16 protein-coding genes are annotated in these 20,108 nt (G+C 37.9%); 6 read left to right on the top strand and 10 right to left on the bottom strand.

The features are described from left to right. Positions 1–56 precede the first annotated feature (56 nt). Positions 57–788 carry an outer membrane permeability protein SanA gene (gene sanA / locus ACNART_RS07000; RefSeq protein WP_198620464.1) on the top strand — a complete coding sequence of 244 codons (732 nt, stop codon included), beginning with the start codon at positions 57–59 and terminating at the stop codon, positions 786–788. On the opposite strand, the gene yeiB is transcribed toward sanA, so the two are convergent. The 3 genes from yeiB to ACNART_RS06985 all read right to left on the bottom strand — a co-directional run bounded on the left by yeiB (position 785) and on the right by ACNART_RS06985 (position 3,927). Then, on the bottom strand, positions 785–1,936 hold the full coding sequence (yeiB, locus tag ACNART_RS06995; protein ID WP_368927137.1) for a DUF418 domain-containing protein YeiB: 1,152 nt from the start codon (positions 1,934–1,936) through the stop codon (positions 785–787). The two genes, sanA and yeiB, sit on opposite strands and share 4 nt — an antisense overlap. 13 nt (positions 1,937–1,949) lie before the next feature. Continuing rightward, a complete protein-coding gene (folE, locus tag ACNART_RS06990) occupies positions 1,950–2,609 on the bottom strand; it encodes a GTP cyclohydrolase I FolE (RefSeq protein WP_023581251.1) in 660 nt (219 codons plus the stop codon). Between the two features lie 148 nt (positions 2,610–2,757). Then, positions 2,758–3,927, bottom strand: coding sequence for a YbfB/YjiJ family MFS transporter (locus ACNART_RS06985; RefSeq protein ID WP_198620462.1), 1,170 nt, complete (start codon positions 3,925–3,927; stop codon positions 2,758–2,760). 210 nt (positions 3,928–4,137) lie between these two features. On the opposite strand from ACNART_RS06985, the gene moeA reads away from it, so the two are divergent. The 3 genes from moeA to ACNART_RS06970 all read left to right on the top strand — a co-directional run bounded on the left by moeA (position 4,138) and on the right by ACNART_RS06970 (position 8,086). Continuing rightward, entirely contained in the window at positions 4,138–5,379 is a 1,242-nt protein-coding gene (gene moeA, locus ACNART_RS06980) for a molybdopterin molybdotransferase MoeA (RefSeq protein WP_196533001.1), read from the top strand. A 5-nt stretch (positions 5,380–5,384) separates the two neighbouring features. Next, positions 5,385–6,152: a molybdopterin-synthase adenylyltransferase MoeB gene (moeB, locus tag ACNART_RS06975; RefSeq protein ID WP_198620461.1), complete on the top strand. Its 768-nt coding sequence runs from the start codon at positions 5,385–5,387 to the stop codon at positions 6,150–6,152. 233 nt (positions 6,153–6,385) lie between these two features. Then, the gene (locus ACNART_RS06970) at positions 6,386–8,086 is read left to right on the top strand and encodes an amidohydrolase (RefSeq protein ID WP_368927143.1); all 1,701 of its coding nucleotides are present in this window, start codon (positions 6,386–6,388) and stop codon (positions 8,084–8,086) included. A gap of 92 nt (positions 8,087–8,178) precedes the next feature. Here ACNART_RS06970 and ACNART_RS06965 read toward each other — a convergent pair whose 3' ends face one another. Next, positions 8,179–8,643 carry a GNAT family N-acetyltransferase gene (locus ACNART_RS06965; protein WP_198620459.1) on the bottom strand — a complete coding sequence of 155 codons (465 nt, stop codon included), beginning with the start codon at positions 8,641–8,643 and terminating at the stop codon, positions 8,179–8,181. A gap of 9 nt (positions 8,644–8,652) precedes the next feature. Continuing rightward, positions 8,653–9,231 carry a TIGR00730 family Rossman fold protein gene (locus ACNART_RS06960; RefSeq protein ID WP_196573867.1) on the bottom strand — a complete coding sequence of 193 codons (579 nt, stop codon included), beginning with the start codon at positions 9,229–9,231 and terminating at the stop codon, positions 8,653–8,655. Between the two features lie 332 nt (positions 9,232–9,563). Here ACNART_RS06960 and rhtA point away from each other — a divergent pair, with 332 nt between their 5' ends. Together rhtA and dps are read left to right on the top strand one after the other, a co-directional pair. Then, the gene (gene rhtA, locus ACNART_RS06955) at positions 9,564–10,454 is read left to right on the top strand and encodes a threonine/homoserine exporter RhtA (protein WP_100159509.1); all 891 of its coding nucleotides are present in this window, start codon (positions 9,564–9,566) and stop codon (positions 10,452–10,454) included. Between the two features lie 274 nt (positions 10,455–10,728). Next, positions 10,729–11,235: a DNA starvation/stationary phase protection protein Dps gene (dps, locus tag ACNART_RS06950; RefSeq protein ID WP_100159508.1), complete on the top strand. Its 507-nt coding sequence runs from the start codon at positions 10,729–10,731 to the stop codon at positions 11,233–11,235. Positions 11,236–11,310: 75 nt separating this feature from the next. On the opposite strand, the gene ACNART_RS06945 is transcribed toward dps, so the two are convergent. The 5 genes from ACNART_RS06945 to dinG all read right to left on the bottom strand — a co-directional run bounded on the left by ACNART_RS06945 (position 11,311) and on the right by dinG (position 20,029). Next, positions 11,311–13,344, bottom strand: coding sequence for a TonB-dependent receptor domain-containing protein (locus ACNART_RS06945; RefSeq protein WP_368927147.1), 2,034 nt, complete (start codon positions 13,342–13,344; stop codon positions 11,311–11,313). Between the two features lie 97 nt (positions 13,345–13,441). Continuing rightward, a complete protein-coding gene (gene nrfD, locus ACNART_RS06940; RefSeq protein ID WP_109373455.1) occupies positions 13,442–14,587 on the bottom strand; it encodes an NrfD/PsrC family molybdoenzyme membrane anchor subunit in 1,146 nt (381 codons plus the stop codon). Beyond that, the gene (locus ACNART_RS06935; RefSeq protein WP_198620457.1) at positions 14,584–15,414 is read right to left on the bottom strand and encodes a 4Fe-4S dicluster domain-containing protein; all 831 of its coding nucleotides are present in this window, start codon (positions 15,412–15,414) and stop codon (positions 14,584–14,586) included. Before ACNART_RS06935 ends, nrfD begins: the two co-directional genes overlap by 4 nt. An 18-nt stretch (positions 15,415–15,432) precedes the next feature. Next, the gene (locus ACNART_RS06930; protein WP_109373453.1) at positions 15,433–16,989 is read right to left on the bottom strand and encodes a [FeFe] hydrogenase, group A; all 1,557 of its coding nucleotides are present in this window, start codon (positions 16,987–16,989) and stop codon (positions 15,433–15,435) included. 931 nt (positions 16,990–17,920) lie between these two features. Further along, a complete protein-coding gene (gene dinG, locus ACNART_RS06925; RefSeq protein WP_198630451.1) occupies positions 17,921–20,029 on the bottom strand; it encodes an ATP-dependent DNA helicase DinG in 2,109 nt (702 codons plus the stop codon). Between the last annotated feature and the right edge of the window lie 79 nt (positions 20,030–20,108).

Here is a 20,108-nt window from a genome sequence, read left to right as displayed (position 1 = left end):
AAGTAGCCTTAACTATTATGAAAGTCATTCGTTATTTGCGTCATTAAGGCAAGGACATGCTAAAACGCCTCATTTATCTTTTTCTCACAATTTTTATTCTACTTGCAGTCACCTTGATTGCCTGCGATCGCTGGATCGGGTGGAAAACCAATCCCTATATATTTGAAGACGTGGATACATTACCTGCTAAAAAAGTGGGCATGGTGTTAGGCACATCAAAGTACTATACCAGCGGTTATATAAATCAGTTTTATCAATACCGCATCCAAGGCGCTGTAAATGCTTATAATAGTGGCAAAATTCAGTATTTATTGCTCAGCGGCGATAATGCAAAACATAGTTATAATGAACCAAATACGATGCGTAAGGATCTCATTAAAGCGGGCATTCCTGCCTCTCGTATTGTGATGGATTTTGCAGGCTTCAGAACACTTGATTCAGTAGTACGAACAAAAGAGGTATTTGGTACAGATGGATTTACCATTATTACTCAGCGTTTTCACTGTGAACGAGCTGTTTTTATCGCATTAGAAAAAGGAATTGATGCACAATGCTTTGCGGTTGCATCGCCTAAAAGCATGTTTAAAGTACGTGTACGTGAAGTATTTGCCAGAGCAGGTGCCATGATTGATGTTTATATTCTAAACCGCGAACCACGCTTTTTAGGGCCGCCAGAAACTATTCCCGCAATACAATCTATTCCTGAAGGCATTAAAGGTTATCCTGCGGTTTCACCAGAGGAAGTCGAATCACTTCCTCTAAATGAAAATAATCATGAAAAAAGCTAAAAGAATTGTGCTAAGTTCGAGGCTGATTTACGCCAAATCCACTCTATTGGCCCTTGTGGAAAATAACGTAACCAAATCACAGCAAAAGCAATATTGATTGCCCAAATGACGGCAACAAAAGGCATCAGTTCAGGTAGAGTAAATTGATTAAATAGCCCCATACGCTGAAATAAATAAATACCGATAACACTTTGCATTAAATAGGTTGTTAATGCCATTTTGCCAACACAACGTAAAGCATAGGCAAAATAAGAGTGTTGAATAATATTCCAACTCCAATAAAACAGCGCAATATACCCCAAACTTTGCATCACTTGGATCAACATGGTTAAAGGTTGTGCCCAAATAGCCGCCCAGCGGTAATCCCAATCAAGATAATAATCCACCAGCACAATAACCGTTTGTAAGCTTAAACTAATTGTGAGGAAATAAAGTGCCACATGACCATAATGAGCGCGACTAAATTTCTGCTGCAACCAACCTGATGCCATTAATGCAGAACCCATCAACATCGCACCAAACAAAAACCAACTGTATTGACGTACTAGATTAAAAACAAAAAGACTTAGTTCATTCAAACGATAATAAACACTATTTAAATAAGGCCCTGTTTTCCAATCTGATTCAGACAATTGAGAATATGGCGTGCTATACCAAACGGTATCAATAAAATCACGATAATAGTAAAACAGCGCACCTAAAATCAGTGCACCACAAAAATAGAGTATCACTCCCAATATAAATTGGTGCTTTGTTGCGATTGATTTGATAAACGCAAAAACAAATAAACCACATATACTATATGGAAATAAAATATCCCCTTCCCAAATAAATAATGTGTGAATAACACCAATTAATGCCAGTACAACTAATCGCGATAAATTAAAACGAGTTCCTTTATACAAAAGGAGATAAAGCGTACCACCAAATAGCAACGCAAAAATAAAGAGGAATTTTCCTTGAGCAAACAGATTTAATGCCATCCATGTTATACGATCACCAAAAGAGGCTTCTCCCGAATGTAATGGATTAAATGAAGCCACTCTTAATAATGCAAAACCTGAAATATTGAGCAATAAAATACCAAGGATCGCCATTCCTCTCAACGCATCGAGGGCTTCAATACGTTGATGAGACGATTCATTCATTTTTATTTAAATCTCAAAGATGACGAACAGCGCGCAGAAACTCCTGACGCGTATTTTGACTAGATTTAAATAACCCGCCTAATGAAGTTGTTGTTGTTGCACTAGTTGCATCACGAATACCACGAGCTTTAACACAATAGTGAACCGCATCAATAGAAACAGCCACATTTTTTGTGCCTAGTAACGTTTGTAATGCGATAAGGATTTGCTGCGTTAAGCGCTCTTGAACTTGAGGACGCTGAGCAAAGAATTGCACAATTCGATTAATTTTAGATAACCCAATCACTTTATCTTTCGGGATATAAGCCACAATAGCTTTACCATCAATGGTGACAAAGTGGTGTTCGCAAGTACTTGTTAATGTGATATCTCGTACCGTCACCATTTCATCAACTTGCATTTTATTTTCGATTAGTGTGATTTTGGGGAAATTGTGGTAATCCAGCCCTGAGAAAATTTCATCAACATACATTTTAGCGATACGACGAGGAGTTTCAGCTAAACTATCGTCGCTTAAATCTAGATTTAACAGCTTCATCACTTCTGTCATATGATGTTCAATTTGCTGTTTGCTCTCACTTGGAGAGAGTTTCGGTTCACGAAGAGGCGTTTCCAAACCGCGTTCAACTAACGCAGCGTGCACCCATTGCGCCTCTTTACTTAATGATGACATTGGACTCTCCGATAAACACATTAATTAAGTAGCCGTTATCGCTATTAGCAACAACAGCCTACACTTTAGATGACCTCAATCACATTATCCAGCAATACCGCATTTTCCGTTATGAAATTATTGCATTTTTGTATGAGCTATTTTTAGTTTAAGCCTGATTTTTTTCTTTTAAACACACCAGAAAACCACCGATTATCAATACAATAAAAGCGACATAAAGAGCAGGTTCTAATTTTCCCGTCAATGCTGTTGAAAGTGAAGAAATTACGGGGCCAACTAATTGCCCGATGGCATAAAAAGTGGTGAGTAAACCCGCCATATAACGCCCATGTTGAGGCGCTAATTCACGACCTCGTAAAAACGCCAGTTGTACTGCACACATTAAGCCGCCACCAATTAAAAATGCCCCTATCGCCAACCCAGTAATGGTAGGAACCCACAGCGCAATCAGTATGCCTAACGCTTGTAACCAAAGCGTAATGGCTAAACGTAACTGCGTGTTTAATACATTACGCGTGAAAATAGCGATCCCAATACATAATGCTGCAGAAGCACCAAAAACAGGCCAAACAAATTGCGCAATTAAGCTCCCTGGAAAGCGTTCTGCTGCCATTTGAGAAAGAAAAGTTGCGGGTAAAATATAGCCAAACCCAGCAAAGGTATAACCCCAAATCAGCCTTTTTATCGCTGGCGTAAGCGTTAAAGAGGTGACTTTTACTTCCTCTCTGCTCATTGTCCAAGGCTTTGGAAGATGGTAGCTCACATATATGGCACAAATAAAAGCAAGAGAACCATAAATTAACCACCCTGCCGCTGCACTCATTTGCCATTTCATAATTAACACAGCAAGAATACCGCTGATAAATATACCAGCACCCGTTCCTGCATAAACAGCCACACTTAATGCAGGTCGATTAAGGCGAGCCAGTAACTCGTTAGCCCATGAAGCCACCAGCACTAATGTCCAACCACTTGCCCAACCAATAAAAAAACGTGCAATACTATGTGTAAAAGCATCATTTAAAAAAGCAGACAACAGCGTGATTATCACCGCCCCCCAAAGACCCGCCCACAAGCGATACCCCACACCTTTAACAGCTTTCATCGCATCATAGGAGCCTGCAAGATAACCAAGATAATTAAATGCAGCGACAATTCCCGCACTTGTTAACGTCAATTGATATTCTGCAATCATCAACGGCACTTGCGGTGTAAAGGTAAAGCGCCCTATTCCCATTGCAACCACTAAAGCAAGAAACCCGCTAAACGCGATATGAAAAGCTTGCGCTGAATGACTTTGGTGATTTGAAGTATTCATGGATATCCATTATTTTGTTTTATCATTTTAAATGTGCTACTCATTAATAACAGAACAAGCAACATATTAACTCCAATCAGTTAACATTTTTGCAATAAAAAGTTTCATTTCTTTCTATTCACAAGATGATCTCTGACATGATGATGTTCATCGTGATAGATTAGTATCATGAAATAAAACAGAACATTTCGATAGATCTTGGAGTATATGATGAGTCAATGTCACGTTAGCGGTTTATTATCTCTTGATGAAGCGCTAGAAAAACTACTTGAAAAACCGCTGGCAATTACCAATACCCTTAACATTCCATTAAATAACGCCGCAGATTATATTCTAAGTGAAGATATTACCTCTCCACTGAATGTGCCACCGTTTGATAATTCGGCAATGGATGGTTATGGACTTCGTTACGCTGACTTAGAAGCTCAAACTCCACTTCCTGTTGCTGGTAAATCGTTCGCGGGTATTCCTTTTGAGGGAGAACTCCCAGCTGGGCAATGTGTACGCATTATGACAGGAGCTATGGTTCCTGCTGGTGTTGATACTGTTATTATGCAAGAAGAAGCCGAAGTGACCGAACATGGTGTCCGTTTTTCACAGCCTGCTAAAAAAGGCCAGAATATTCGCCGTATTGGTGAAGATATTAAAGAAAACGATATTGTATTACCTGCTGGCACGAAGCTTTCAACAGCGCAATTACCTTTAATTGCCTCTTTAGGTGTAGCAACAGTACAAGTTTATCGTCGTTTAAAAGTCGCTGTTTTCTCAACGGGTGATGAATTACAAACTATCGGTCAGCCATTAAAAGCGGGACAAATTTATGATACCAACCGCTTTGCGGTACGTTTAATGCTTGAAAAACTAGGATGTGAAGTTTTAGATTTAGGCGTTATTCCTGATTCACCAGAAAAACTGCGTGAAACCTTTAAAAAGGCTGATCAAGAAGCAGATTTAGTCATCAGCAGTGGCGGTGTTTCTGTAGGCGAAGCCGATTATACGAAACAAATTCTTGATGAAATTGGCGAAATTGGTTTTTGGAAATTAGCCATTAAACCGGGAAAACCTTTTGCTTTCGGTCGCTTACACAATGCATGGTTCTGCGGTTTACCGGGTAATCCCGTGTCAGCCACAGTGACATTCTATCAATTGGTTCAACCGTTAATTGCACGCCTATCTGGTTTTAGCCATTGGAAAGCACCGCAACGTTTCCAAGCTATTGCACAATCTCCATTGAAAAAATCAGCGGGTCGTCTTGATTTCCAACGTGGTATTGCCAGTATTAATGCCGAGGGCGTATGGCAAGTCGAAACATCTGGGCATCAAGGTTCCCATGTTTATAGCTCTTTTAGTGCCGCTAATTGCTTTATCGTTTTAGAGCGTGAACGCGGTAAAGTTGCAGCTGGCGAAACTGTTACTATCGAGCTATTTAATTCTCTATTAAAAAGCGAATAGCCTTTATGAGTATTGAATTAACGGATGAAGAAACACTACGTTACAATCGCCAGATTGTATTAAGGGGCTTTGATTTTGATGGTCAAGAGGCGCTGAAAAGTGCCTCTGTACTGATAGTTGGTGCAGGTGGCTTAGGATGTAGTGCCTCACAATATCTTACAGCAGCAGGTGTAGGAAAACTCACTTTATTAGATTTTGATACGGTTTCCCTTTCTAATCTTCAGCGACAAATTCTTCATCGCGACGCCACGATTGGTCAACCCAAAGTACTATCTGCGAAAGCAACATTAGAAGCAATTAATCCTCATGTCACAATAGAAACCGTTGATGCATTACTTGAAGATGAAGCTTTAGCGGAGCTTATTAGCCACCATAACCTTGTTATGGATTGCACTGATAATGTGACAGTGCGTGAGCAACTTAATCGCCTCTGTTTTCATCAGAAAAAACCGCTCGTTTCTGGTGCGGCTATTCGGATGGAAGGTCAAATCAGCGTATTCACCTATCGAGATGATGAGCCTTGCTATCGCTGTTTAAGTCATCTTTTTGGTGATAACGCTTTAAGTTGTGTTGAAGCTGGCGTAATGGCGCCTGTTGTAGGCACTATTGGTACTTTACAAGCCGTTGAAGCTATCAAACTGCTTACAGGGTATGGTGAACATTTACATGGCAAGGTGTTGATGTTTGACGCAATGCGAATGCAATTTCGTGAATTCAAATTACCTAAAAATCCACATTGCGAAGTGTGCTCAACCAATTTACCAGACAATTAACCACGCTGATGCTTGAATAAGGTAAGTCTATATTCTTTAAGCTTACCTTATTTCACTCAATCTCTAAGTTGTATTCATATTCATCATTAAGTCGATGTAACAAGCTTGTAGTATTCACTCTGATTTAATTCTACTATGACCGCCCGCGTCAAAACGCAACAGGATGCCCTATAAACAAAATAATCATTTAAGCACGCATTCTACGTGCTAAAAAAGCAATACAAGGTAGAAGAATGACATTTCAAATTGCAGACACTCTCTATTACAACGGACTTATTTATACCGCTGATCATAATGACACTATTGTTGATGCTATCGCGATCAGCCAAGGTGTGATTATTGCTTCAGGTAAAAAAGAGGGGTTACTTTCTTACTGTAATGAAAATACTGAGCAGATTGATTTACAGGGAAGAATGGTCATGCCGGGCATTATTGATGCACATATGCACCCATTCTGGGGAGGCGCAACACTAGCGGGTTGCCATCTTGATTATCAATCACTCTCTATCGATGACATTTTATTACGTATTCAGAAATACCTTGATGAAAACTTTATTGATAGTGATACCGAATGGTTAAAAGTTTCCGCATGGTATCGTGAAGGTATGCAACCTGAAGGTGTGCAAATGACACGTTATCACCTTGATACCTTAAATACGACTCGCCCTATTTTGCTCTTTTCTAGCGATTGTCATAGTGTTCTTGCTAATTCTCGCGCTTTAGAACTGTTAAATATCACCACTGAAACGCCCGATCCACCTGATGGAAATATTGAACGTGATGGTGATAGAACACCGATTGGTATTCTTGAAGATGCGCCAGCAATGCAAGCCATTGATAGCTTGCCTCCATTAACTGAAGATCAAAATTTACAAATAGCTCGCCATGTTCAAAAATTATTAAATGAACAAGGCGTAACCACGATTATGGATGCTCGTGTGGGTGAGCCTCAATTACGCGCCTTCAACACGTTAAGACAAGCAGGTGAATTAACCCTGCGCATAGAGAATGCCGTTGAAATCACGCCAGATGATGTACCTTGTATTGAGGATATTCCAAACGCTGTATGCCATGCTGTCACTCGCTTTTCGCAATGGCATCAAATCAGCGAAGGTGCTCAACCCAGTGTTGCGATCCGCCATATCAAACTTTTCCTTGATGGTGTATTACAAGCGCCGATTATGACAGCGCGCTTGCACTCACCTTATCGTATTAACGTTGGCACTGATGATACGCCACACTGGCAAGACTCTGAACATATTGGCGATCTCTATTTCTCACCTGAAATTTTAACACCGTTAGTCACAGAAATTGCCCGTGCGGGTTATCACCCTCATATTCATACTGTTGCTGAAGGTGCAATTAGTACGGCACTTGATGCTATTAGTGCAATGCGCAAAGCCTTACCTGAAAAAGACATAAGACCGGGGCTTGCACATAATGAATTGATGTGTGAAAAAGATTATGCCCGTTTTACACAACTAAAAGCCTTCCCTTTCCTCTCCTTCCAATGGGCAGCAGCAGAACAGAGCAATATCGAAAAAGATATTGAAATGCTAGGTAAATCTCGCTGTGACTATTTAGAGACTGCTGGCAAGTTTATTGATGCTGGCGTTACTGTTGCTTTTGGTAGCGATTGGCCAATTGACCCACTTAATGAATGGTACGATTTTAAAGTTGCGATGACTCGCCAAAAAGATGCAGCAAGCCCACGCCTTGATAATGATCGTAACCTTACGTTAATTGAAGTCCTACGTGCTGCTACCATTAATGCCGCTCAAGCATTAGATATGGATAAACAAATTGGATCATTAGAAGTCGGAAAATTTGCCGATTTAATCGTATTAGATAGAAACCTGTTTGAAATATCGGCAGAAGATGTTGAAAATGTCAGGGTATTGTGTACGATCATTGCGGGGAAACCCACAATTTAGCTGAATAATATAATTAATAAACCCGCTTAAAAAGCGGGTTTATTTTTATCATCGCACTTAATCTTATGAAAAATAAGATAGATTTAATAAAATTATAAAGCAATTCCCATCATTGTGCTGACTTCTTTTAATCCTTCTCGCTCATAAAAACGTTTAGCGGCACCATTTTCAGCTAATACAGACAATTCGAGATGCGTCATTTTTTCTGATTTTGCCCACTCTTTCATTGCGGTCAACAATAAACGGCCTACGCCTTGGCTACGTACCGTAGGATCAGTAACGATATCGTAAATATAAGCATATTTACGTTGAACCAAGCAGTTAAACATAGGTGTTTCTTGAATTTGCGCTATGCTAAATCCAACCACTTTGCCATCTAAATCTGCAACCAAAAGATGAAACTTATTATTTTTTATTCCATTAATAATAAATGCTTCATCTTGCTTACCCGGCTTTAATCTTTCTGGCTGTAATGTTGCCATTTCATCAAATAAATGGATATAAAGAGTATTAATTTCTTCTACATCAGACAATATTGCTTTTCTTATGATTACCATTTTTTACCTTTATTTGTTATAGGTTTTTACTGGAGGTGCAATATATGTTTCAAATTTATCTAATAATTGAATAGGGCATTGTTCCACAATCGCCATATGGCGATATTTTTCATGTAGGAATTGTTCATCCGCCATTTTATCAATCATCATCAAAAGCGGATCGTAAAATTGATTAATATTAAGTATGCCCAATGGTTTTTGGTGCAAACCAATTTGGCTCCATGTAAAGACTTCACTAAACTCCTCTAATGTACCGAAACCACCAGGTAAAGCGACAAAACCACCAGCCAGTTCTATCATTTTATTTTTACGTTGATGCATTGTTTCAACAACATGCAGTTCGGTCAGATTTTTATGCGATATTTCACGCCCTTCTAATAGTGTAGGAATAACCCCTATCACCTTTCCGCCTTCAGCTAATACAGTATCAGCGAGAGTGCCCATAATACCGACACTGGCACCACCATAAACTAAGGTAATATTACGTTTAACTAGCTCTTTGGCAAAAATAATTGCTTGTTCTTTATAAATAGGTGAAGCGCCTAAACTAGAACCACAATACACTGCGATAGATTTTATTTTACTCATTTCTTTATTCTCTTTTAGCTAGTTAAATCGAGCTTGGAATTATACTGAAGGTATTTTTAATAAAAAAGGTTAAAAAAAGTGTTTTTACGCTTTTTATTTCACATATATATTTAATCATTATTAATGCTTATATTTATGAGACGTCATTTTTTATTTTATTAAAAATAAATTAAGTTATATTTTAGCTAATCGCACTCAACTAAATTAAAATAAAAAATATTTATTAATGAATAGCTATATTAAAGTCGGTGATTTTATTTTATATTATGCGATCCTTTGTTATCTGCTAACAGAGAACACATAACGATTGATTATTGACGAGGTTTTATAGGATGTTGTCAGCCAGACACTCAGCTAAATTACAGGTGTTTTACCCTGTGCTTCTTTTGCTTCTCTCCATGCTTTCAATTCAAAGCGGCGCATCCCTTGCTAAAAGCCTATTTCCTGTTATTGGTGCCCCAGCTGTAACGGCGTTACGTCTATTATTGGGTACTTTGATCCTCTTTTTTATTTTTAAACCGTGGCGACTCAAATTTACTCGAAAATCAATTATGCCACTGTTTCTATATGGTTTATCTTTAGGAGCAATGAATTACCTTTTCTACCTTGCTCTTGAAACTATTCCTTTAGGAATTGCTGTTGCCCTTGAATTTACAGGCCCTTTAGCTGTTGCTATGTTTTCATCACGCAGAGCCATCGACTTTTTATGGATAATTTTAGTCATTGCAGGCTTAGGATTATTGCTACCTATTGGCGATAATATTCATGGATTAGATCCTCTAGGTATTCTTTATGCACTGGGTGCTGGTGTAGGTTGGGCGCTATATATTGTATTCGGACAACGTGCAGGTAAAGGCTACGGTGCGGCAACAGTTTCAATTGGCTCATTAGTGGCTGCCTTTATTTTCGTTCCTATTGGTATGTTACAAAGTAGCCCTGACATTATGTTTAGCTGGTCAATTTTACCAGTTGCATTAGCCATTGCAATTTTATCAACTGCATTTCCTTACACCTTAGAAATGATTGCGCTTACACGTTTACCCGCTAAAACGTTCGGTACTCTAATGAGCTTAGAGCCTTGTATGGGTGCCTTTATTGGTATTATTTTCTTACACGAACATTTGACACTAATTCAATGGATTGCCCTTGCCTTTATTGTATTAGCCTCTATAGGTTCAACAGCAACCATGAAAAATAAAACCAAAATTGAAGAGGTTAAATAATTACTTAACCGTATTTTCTTATAAGAAATAAATATTTATTTAAAAAGGATCTTATGATCCTTTTTTCTTATTCAATAATAACTTTACTGACCTATCATTGCTATTTTGCGCTCATTGTCTTACCCTAAATAGACTATTTCGATAGATTAGATTTTTTTAATAGATGACCTATCAATTTAATAGTATCAATCGATAAGACTAACCATTAATAATTCACTATCATCATTAACAGAAATTAAGATATTGAGTTATTAATTATTTAGGGAGAACGATTATGAGTACTGCTAAATTAGTCAAATCCACACCTTCAACTCTGCTTTATACCCGTAATAACCTCGATGACAGCGTAAAACTGCACGCTATTGAATTATTGCAACAGATGGTGACGCAGTTTATCGACCTATCTCTCATCACAAAACAAGCGCACTGGAATATGCGTGGCAGAAACTTTATTTCTGTTCATGAGATGGTTGATGGCTTCCGCGATACCATTAATCAGCACACTGATGAGTTCGCAGAGCGTATTGTTCAGTTAGGTGGCACAGTATTAGGCACCGCGCAAGTTGTCGGTAAAAAAACACCACTGAAAGCTTATCCACTGGATATTCATGATGTGCAAGATCACCTAAAAGCACTGGCTGATCGTTATGCTGTTGTTGCTAATGATATTCGTAAAGCCATTGACGAAGTTGAAGACGAAGATACCGCCGATATGTTTACTGCTGCATCGCGTGATCTTGATAAATTCCTATGGTTTATTGAAGCCAATATTGAAAATTAATCTACGTGTAAAGAGACATGATTAATATAAAAAAGGCTGCCATGTAAGGCAGCCTTTGTCTATTTTCTGATTGAATTAAAATGTATACACCACACCCGCATTAACACTAAAACCATTCCCAGGGAAAAGTAAGGCATCATTCTTTTTCACTGTTGGATTGGCCAAAGTGCTTGCTGCATAGCGTTTATTCGTAATATTGTCTAAATTCAAATAAGTAGACCACTGATTATCATATTGATAATGTGCATTAAATCCTAATAATGCATAGGGTTTACTCTTTTGAATATTAAGATGGTTACCATGATCAACAGCAACATTTGTGGGTGACCAATACAGTGTAGGACCAAATCTCAATCCATTTAATTGATAGTTAATTTCACCCGAAATAAGGTTTCTAGGAATACCTGCAATATATTTTCGATTATATTCCCCGCCCATAAAGCGAAAATCATTATACGTCCATGTTGCGCGATAGAGAAAATCACCAACACGAAGCGGTTGAATCGCATTGATACTGAATTCAACACCTTGATGGCGAGTTTTTGCAGGATAATTATAAATATCAACAATATTCCCATTTTGATCGTGGGATGTAATATATTCATCTTTAATAAAACTGCGATAAAGCACCGTACTTAAACTGATATTATCTGTTAATTCAATATCACTACCAATTTCAAAACTGGTTGCTTTTTGAGGTGAAAGTTTTAACAGATTGACCTTATTTAACGGCGCTTTAGGATTAATAATATCATTAAAGGAAGCCGGCTCTTGGCTCATACTGACATTAGCAAATAAGCGTGCATTGTAATTAGGATACCAAATCAGCCCAACTTTAGGTGTTAAGAAATTAAAGGACTGTTCAAGAGAATTATGGCTCGAAAATACATCTCTTTTCGCATGAGTTCCTTTTATATCCAGATTAAACAACACACTGTTACTAATATGTATTCCTGCGCCTAAAGACGCATAGATATTTTCAGCTCGTCCATCATATCGTCCTAGCCAGCCTTTGGGATTTTTCTCGATATCATCTTTCATTATCGAGTGATCCCAAGCTAACGCGGCACGATAACTAATATGCTGAGTTTCTAATTTATAATTAAATTGAACGCCTTTAGTATAATAATTCACAAATTGGTAATGACTGGGTGTTTTGAAATTATCATGTGTTTGTGAATACCACCAGCCAAATTGAATATCGTGAGCACCACTATTCCATGTCGATTTATTGGCTATACGTAATTGTTCGACATTTCTATGGGGATCTTTTTTCTTAATTGCAGGTAATACCGCTTTAGGATCATTCTCAACCATTTGTAAGGTTGCTGGGCCAGGAACATCAAAACGCAGATCAGTCCAATTAATCCATGTTCTATTTTCAAAGTTGTCTGAAGTATACCCGAGTGTTGAGCGCATTGTTTTACGTTGAGAAGCAGAGTGCTCTCGATACCCATCATAATGGTCATAACTTAGACTTATTCTGGCATCAATAGGATGATCATCACTATAACCGCCCAACGCCATTTGTAGACCTTGACGCCCAAAAGAACCTTGCTCATAACGCAATTGATTTTGATTATTTCGTCCTGTATAGGTGATAAAATCAAGCTCTCCCCCTAAGTTATTGCTTTGCAATTGTGTACTATTTGCACCGCGGCGAATGCTAATAAATTGTGCATCTCGTACATCAATCATACTTGAGTGAAAGCTACCATCGGCTTCATTAAGAGGTAGTCCGTCTTGGAGTAATAATACCCCTCTAGAAAGTGGCGCACTTTGAACACCTGAGCCTCGAATACTTAAACGAGGTTGATCTAATCCACCAAATAAACTTTGTATCACGATACCGGGTTGATCCTTTAAGGCATCATTCAACGTTAATAAGCGATTTTCATGATCAACCGTAATTAAATTAGTTCCCCCTGCTATATTGCTTATTTTCTCAGCTTCAATGTTATAAATACGATTTGACGAATGACCTTCTTTTTGTCCACTGACAATAATATGTTCTGATTTATTTTCATTCGCTTGGGAATAACTCAATATTGGTGTAATCGAAAGCAAAGAGGATGAAATAAACCACAAGGATTTTTTTAAAATAGGCATATTTATCGTTCTATTTATCATTAATAAAAGAATAAAAAAGAGTATTTTCTTGTTTTTATTTATAAAAAATGCCCAATTAAATTGGGCATTAAGTTAATTAATGTTTGTCGTCTTCATGTTCAATAATACGGAAGTTTTCACAGATAAATAAATAAGCGAGCGCTCCCATTGAAACTAGACCAAGAGTGATAGTTAATTCTGGTAGCGATGGCCAATAAGAGACACCCGTTGATGTCACCATACCTGTCACCACAACGTTATAACGGTTTAAAATAACCCCCGAAGCGACTAGCGCACCAAAGGTTACCAGCCAGCCACGACGTTTTATTAATGGTGAGAAGCAGATAATTAACGGCACAATAACGCCAAAACCAACTTCAATCCAAAAGAATAAAGATTCAAAGCTGCCTTCGAAAAGGTAATGCACTTTACCTTCTGCAATAATACTGCCGAATTTCAACGCTAAATAAACCAGCATTGCATAACCTGAAATTCGAACTAATCCGCTTAATACCGACATTGGCACTTTGTGATTAAACGCTCGGCCTGCTAATGCAGTTTCAACTGCGATCATTGCAGGGCCAACAAAAAACGACGAAATTAAAAATTGGAAGAAAATAATTGGCGACCACCATAATGGATGCAGTTTATCGACCATTAATAAATAAAGCGCCCCAAGTGATGATTGATGCATTGATGGAATTGCAATACCAATGACTAACAATACCGGTAATATTTTACGGAAAAAATTATGGTATTTTCGTCCAACTCGTTCAGTTGCCACTTCTCCAAATTCAATTAATTGCACACTGGTATAAACAGAGACGCAAATAAAGACTTCAAAAAGTACTGAGCTATGCCCTTGAGAAACTAATGGACGCCAGAAATTCCACCACTGCCCGATATCAAGGAAAAGCCCGACCATCACCAATAAATAACCAATTAATGACGTTAATGCTGCACTTCGAGCAATACTTGAAAATTGTTCTTGTTTAAATACGTAAACAATTAACGCAGTACCATACCCGCCCCCAGCTAACGCCACACCGCACATCACGTCAAAAGAGATCCAAAGCCCCCAAGGCCATTCATCATTAAGATTGGTCACTAATCCCAATCCTGTGACTAAGCGAAATAAGATAAGCCCTACGGCAATCAAACTGATAGCAACAAGCACCCAGCGCACTGGTGTCATAGGAAAACGCCACTTACCAAAGTGGGTCGAATTATCGATAACACTCATTCTGATCTCCTTGTTTCTTCATCAGTACTATTCTGGTTATGATCTAGATGCTGATGGGATTGCTCATCGCGGCTCACTTTATCTTTTCTGTGATTAAACATGGCAATACCACCCAAAATCACAGCCCAAGTAGCGCCTGCTATCGGCGTATATTTCATAAAATCAGAGGTATAAGAAGAGAGTGGTTTTTCCGTTAATCCCGTTTTAAAGCCAAGCTGTTCAAATGGCACATCAGAAATATAGAGCCATTCAGTCCCCCCTACTTCTTTCTCACCATAAATATGTTGAACATATTCTGGATTATTCGTGATGGTTTCTCTGGCTTTTTCTAATAAGGTTTGTCGCTCACCAAATACCAAGGCTTGAGTAGGACATACTGCAACACATGCGGGAGATTGCCCTTCTTCCACACGAGATGAGCACATCATGCATTTAGTGACATAAGGAAGTGACTTTTCCCACTCATATTTAGGAATATCAAACGGGCATGCCACCATGCAATATCGGCAACCCACACAGAGATCAGGATAATAAACCACTGGCCCTGCGGGTGTTTTTTGGAAGGCTTTTGCAAAACATGCTGAAGCACAAGCGGGATCAATACAGTGAAAACATTGCTCTTTAACATAACGCCAAACCGCTTTATCTTCTTTCTCAACCGTGACTGTTTTGATAACTGTCCAGTTTTCATCCGCGAGTTTGGCATTCTCACCACTTGTGGGTTGTCTGTCTTCTATCCATTTATTTTCGTTGTACATTTTGCATGCAACTGTACAACTACCGCAGCCGATACACTTTGTAAGATCGACTAATACACCTTTAGACATAATGTGTTTCCTCAATCTTTAAGCTTTCTTTTTGTTAAAATGAATACTGCGATCTTGGTAATGCGTATGAAGCAATTGATGAGCACGTTCACCACAAGGTTCACCTAAAAATTGTTTATAGATACTTTGAATTTCACTGTTTTCATAACTCAAGCGGATTGTGGCGCGTTCATCTTTGCTATAAAGCGCTTTCATGCGTAAAGCACGTATTTCATCAGAAGGCGGTAATGCCGAACGAGGCTGTCCTCCTCCCGCAATACACCCACCAGGACATCCCATAAATTCAACGAAGTGCCACTGTTTTTCCCCTTTTTGAATTGCTTCTAAGACAGGACGCGCATTTCCCATACCAGAGCAAACTGCCACGCGAATTTCCCCCACTCCCGGAATATCCAGAGCGGCTTCTTTAATACCTTCTAATCCACGTACAGGTTGCAAATTAAATAAAGGCTCTGGTGGTCTTTCACCTGTAATAAAGTAGTAACTGGTTCTGACCGCCGCTTCCATCACGCCCCCTGTCACGCCGAAAATAGCACCAGCACCACTGTATTCAGACATTAAGCGATCATAATTTGCGGGTTGAAGAGACGTTAAATCGATATTGTGACTTTTAATTAATCTGGCGAGCTCTCTTGTTGTTAGCACGATATCAACATCACGAAGATCAGGTTTTTCCCATAACACGCTAGCGCCATTCATTTCAGGGCGTGCCGCTTCTGATTTTTTAGCGGTACATGGCATAATGGCAACAGAGACAATTTTGGTAGGATCGATATTTTGCTCTTTGGCATAATAGGTTTTTATCATCGTTCCCAACATTGTCATGGGTGATTTTGCTGAAGATAAATTAGGTATTAATTCAGGATAAAACATTTCACAGAATTTAACCCAACCCGGCGAGCACGATGTAAATTGTGGTAATACGCCATTATTTTGAATTCGTTGCAGTAATTCTGTCGCTTCTTCCATAATGGTCAGATCAGCAGAAAAGTTCGTATCAAAAACTTTATCAAAACCCAGTTTTCTCAGTGCAGCAACTTGCAGTAACTCAATATCCTTACCCGGTTGCATACCAAACTCTTCACCCAAAGCAACGCGCGTAGCGGGCGCAGTTTGAACAACAACATGCAGTGTTGGATCTAATAACGCCCTAATCACCTTATCCGTATCATCAACTTCTGTTATCGCACCTGTTGGACACCAAAGCGTACATTGCCCACAATCAATACAAGGAACGCTATCAATTAACGGTAAATCGTAATTTCCCATCACCGTTTGTACTTTTTCACACACCTCAACACATTGACCACATAAAATGCATTTTTTATCATCACGACAAATTGCCACATTATTAGGATCAATAGGAATTCGGCCTCGGACTTGTACAGGAAAAGTACCTTTTGCATTGTATTGCTCGGGAACCCAGCCAGTACCTCCAGAAATATTACCATCACATCCCGCCGTTACAGCGGTTACCCCTGCCGCAAGACTCATCTTTCCAGCAAATGAAAAGAAAGAACGTCGAGATAATAATTTCTCGTCACTCTCTTCTTTTGTAGGGAGAATAGATTTCATTTTTTACAATGCTCCTGCTTTAATATATAAATAAAACTACCGTTTAAAAGTAGTAATATATAAAGGATTAAAACTTATTTTTGTTAAATATATTTATATGATTTTATTAATAAAAAGATCAATACTTAAAATAAGTATTAACCTTAAAGAACCTAGTTTATTTGAGAAAAAACACCCTATCAGCAATCATCGTTTCATTTAAGAAAATCAGGAGAGATTTTTTAATTCAATAAGTGATAGGGTGTTTATGAGATATATTGTACTGAAGAGAAATTAAAAAAAAACAGCTTACAACCTTATTAATTAAATATATTTAATTTTATTGATACATATCAAAATAGAAATAAAACAATAAAAATAACTCTATAAAAAAACGAGAAAATCAATACAAAAAATTAAAACAAATCATATAGTTAAAACGGATGTTATTTTTTATAAATTTATTGAGCATTTATCTTAACTAAATAAAAAAAGATTATCGCATACTATTTAATATAAAATAAATAATTTAAAAAAACATCAGGCTGATAATTTCTAAATAAAGTATTCACTTTTTCTAAATTAATAAAAATAAGAGCATTACAATATAATTGTTTATTTTGTTATAATTACATTAATTTATGTAAAATAATTATTTAATTTTAAATATAAGATATTTTTATTTTTTAATCATTAATAAGATTCATAAAAAATACAAGTTAATAATACCAGATGGAACCTTAAATAAAAATAAAACGAAATTATTAAATATATTTAACCATAAGATGACTTGTATTATTTTAAACAAAAAAAACAATTTTTCTTTTATTAAGAATAAAAAATTATAGTAAATAGCCTATATTTATTAATAACACATTAATAAATATATCAAAGTAAGTTAGAGAAGCATAAATCACTAACAAAAGTAAAATCTCTATAATATAATATAAAATCACTTCTCTTTAGGCATATCTGGTTGATAAATTGGAAAAACTGGCAGTGCAGTTAATAAGCGTGAACCGTAGTTTTTTGTTAATAAACGTCTGTCATAAATGACAATTTCACCATGACAGTGATGGCTACGAATAAGGCGCCCAACTTGCTGAATTAAATTAAACGATGCACTGGGTAAGCTTTGCACTTCAAAAGGATAACGTTTGAGTGATTTTAACCACTCTCCCTCAGTTACAATCACCGGATCAGTCACTGGAGGAAAGGCAATTTTATGGATATGTACCTGCGTTAAGTAATTACCTTTTAAATCTAGACCTTCAGCAAAAGATTGTAAGCCAATTAATACACTATTATCACCCGCATCAATACGCTTGCAATGTGTTTCAACTAATCGATAGCGTGGCTGATCCCCTTGTACTAATAAGCATAAACGCAAATCTTTCACTTCTTCTAAAAAACCATCCATTGCACGTTGGCTGCTAAATAAAACCAATTGCCCTCGATGATTATTCTCTTCCATTTCTTGGCGAAAATAACGAGCCATCTCTTTTAAATGCTCACGTTCATGGTGCATAGTTGGCTCATAGTGCATTTTGGGGATCACGAGTTTGCCTTGCTTTTGATGCTCAAAAGGCGAAGACAACGTAATAAAGCGATCATCAAATTGCTCGCTTAATCCCGTCAATTCTTGAATACGAGAATAGCTATTTAATGAACGTAATGTTGCAGACGTAATAACCACATGAGGAATATTTTTCCATAATAATTGCGTCAATTGCTCACTAACCCGAATGCCAGCACAATGAAAATAGAGATGAGACTGTTTTTTATCGTAACGACGAGTTAACCATTTGGATACTGGTGCTTTTGAAGTTTGCTCTAATGTGGCTAAGCGCCAAAGTTTCGCCATATTTTCTAAATAACCCACCATCCTACTGGTAGTTAAAATGGCACGATGTAAACGCACAACATCTTCTTTCGCTGTCCGTTCTGTTAAATCGTTTAAAATAGCTTCGCCCAGCATTTTTAAACCATCCGTTAGCTTAAATAAGGTCTGGCAACTTAACAGAAGTTGTTCAGGTAATTCACCTAACGGGAAGAGATATTCATCTTGTTCACTACGTTCTGGTAATAGTGCTCGCGTGAATGTATCAACCTCTTGATAGGCTTCACGTAACTTAGCAATATGAGCATCAAAACGAATAGGATCAGCCAATTTAGGCGGTCTTACAGGAATAAATTGCGCTAAATACTGACTAACATGACGAGTGATATTATCAAGCTGATTATTAAGGGAAACTAAGGTTATTTCCCCTTCGACTTCAAGTGCATCTCGCGCAACATCAGGAATATGATGCCCTTCATCAAGTACCAAAAGCAGATTTTTAGCATCAGGTAACACGGATTCACTTTCCATTGCTGCCATGACTAAAGCGTGATTGGTAATAACCACATCGACTTCATCAATTTCACGGCGCGCAATAAAAAAAGGACAACGATGATAATATTGGCAATTACGCCCTAAACAATTCATTTTATCCGTACTGATTTTACGCCATAAACTATCGGTTAATGCTCGTTTATGGTGATCGCGTAATCCGTCCCAGCCGAAACTAGTGAAATCATTTTTGAGCTCTTGGCAAATTTCTCTTTCTGCACTGGTCGCCACATCCACTTTATCTTCAAGCAAAAACATTAAGTCAATTTGCTCGCCTTCAGTGGCACAAATCGCATCTAAATTGCGAGGGCATAAATAGCGGCCACGACCAAAAGCGCCTGTGAACGTAAGATCAGGAATGATTTTTTTAAGTAATGGCAGATCTTTGCTATAAATTTGATCTTGCAGTGCAACATTCGCCGTACTGATTATCAATGGTTTTTTCTCATCACGGCTAATTGCAATCCCGGGAATAAGATAAGAGAGTGTTTTACCCACCCCAGTAGGGGCTTCAATAACAAGATGGCGCCCCATTTCATCAGAAAAAGTCTTGGCTACCTCAGCAATCATTTCACGCTGTGGGGCACGCGGAATAAACCCTTCAATATGCTCTGGTAGGGCTTTATACCACTGACTTATTTGATTTTTAACGGATTGAGAAAGGGACATAACCACTCTGTAACTGATTTTAAGAAAGGCGTCATTGTCTCATAACACTGTATAAAAATCAGTAGTTACCTTTATTTAC

Origin of the sequence: Proteus sp. LHD240705, from assembly GCF_047921555.1 — a bacterium.
In the GTDB taxonomy this organism is placed as follows: Bacteria; Pseudomonadota; Gammaproteobacteria; order Enterobacterales; family Enterobacteriaceae; genus Proteus.
Note: the sequence above shows the minus strand (reverse complement) of the source record. Positions and strands in the feature narration are given on the sequence as shown.

Excerpts from the sequence above, each read along its gene's own strand:
- sanA (WP_198620464.1), top strand. The coding sequence starts at position 57 with ATGCTAAAACGCCTCATTTATCTTTTTCTCACAATTTTTATTCTACTT.
- yeiB (WP_368927137.1), bottom strand. The coding sequence starts at position 1,936 with ATGAATGAATCGTCTCATCAACGTATTGAAGCCCTCGATGCGTTGAGA.
- folE (WP_023581251.1), bottom strand. The coding sequence starts at position 2,609 with ATGTCATCATTAAGTAAAGAGGCGCAATGGGTGCACGCTGCGTTAGTT.
- ACNART_RS06985 (WP_198620462.1), bottom strand. The coding sequence starts at position 3,927 with ATGAATACTTCAAATCACCAAAGTCATTCAGCGCAAGCTTTTCATATC.
- moeA (WP_196533001.1), top strand. The coding sequence starts at position 4,138 with ATGAGTCAATGTCACGTTAGCGGTTTATTATCTCTTGATGAAGCGCTA.
- moeB (WP_198620461.1), top strand. The coding sequence starts at position 5,385 with ATGAGTATTGAATTAACGGATGAAGAAACACTACGTTACAATCGCCAG.
- ACNART_RS06970 (WP_368927143.1), top strand. The coding sequence starts at position 6,386 with ATGACATTTCAAATTGCAGACACTCTCTATTACAACGGACTTATTTAT.
- ACNART_RS06965 (WP_198620459.1), bottom strand. The coding sequence starts at position 8,643 with ATGGTAATCATAAGAAAAGCAATATTGTCTGATGTAGAAGAAATTAAT.
- ACNART_RS06960 (WP_196573867.1), bottom strand. The coding sequence starts at position 9,231 with ATGAGTAAAATAAAATCTATCGCAGTGTATTGTGGTTCTAGTTTAGGC.
- rhtA (WP_100159509.1), top strand. The coding sequence starts at position 9,564 with ATGTTGTCAGCCAGACACTCAGCTAAATTACAGGTGTTTTACCCTGTG.
- dps (WP_100159508.1), top strand. The coding sequence starts at position 10,729 with ATGAGTACTGCTAAATTAGTCAAATCCACACCTTCAACTCTGCTTTAT.
- ACNART_RS06945 (WP_368927147.1), bottom strand. The coding sequence starts at position 13,344 with ATGCCTATTTTAAAAAAATCCTTGTGGTTTATTTCATCCTCTTTGCTT.
- nrfD (WP_109373455.1), bottom strand. The coding sequence starts at position 14,587 with ATGAGTGTTATCGATAATTCGACCCACTTTGGTAAGTGGCGTTTTCCT.
- ACNART_RS06935 (WP_198620457.1), bottom strand. The coding sequence starts at position 15,414 with ATGTCTAAAGGTGTATTAGTCGATCTTACAAAGTGTATCGGCTGCGGT.
- ACNART_RS06930 (WP_109373453.1), bottom strand. The coding sequence starts at position 16,989 with ATGAAATCTATTCTCCCTACAAAAGAAGAGAGTGACGAGAAATTATTA.
- dinG (WP_198630451.1), bottom strand. The coding sequence starts at position 20,029 with ATGTCCCTTTCTCAATCCGTTAAAAATCAAATAAGTCAGTGGTATAAA.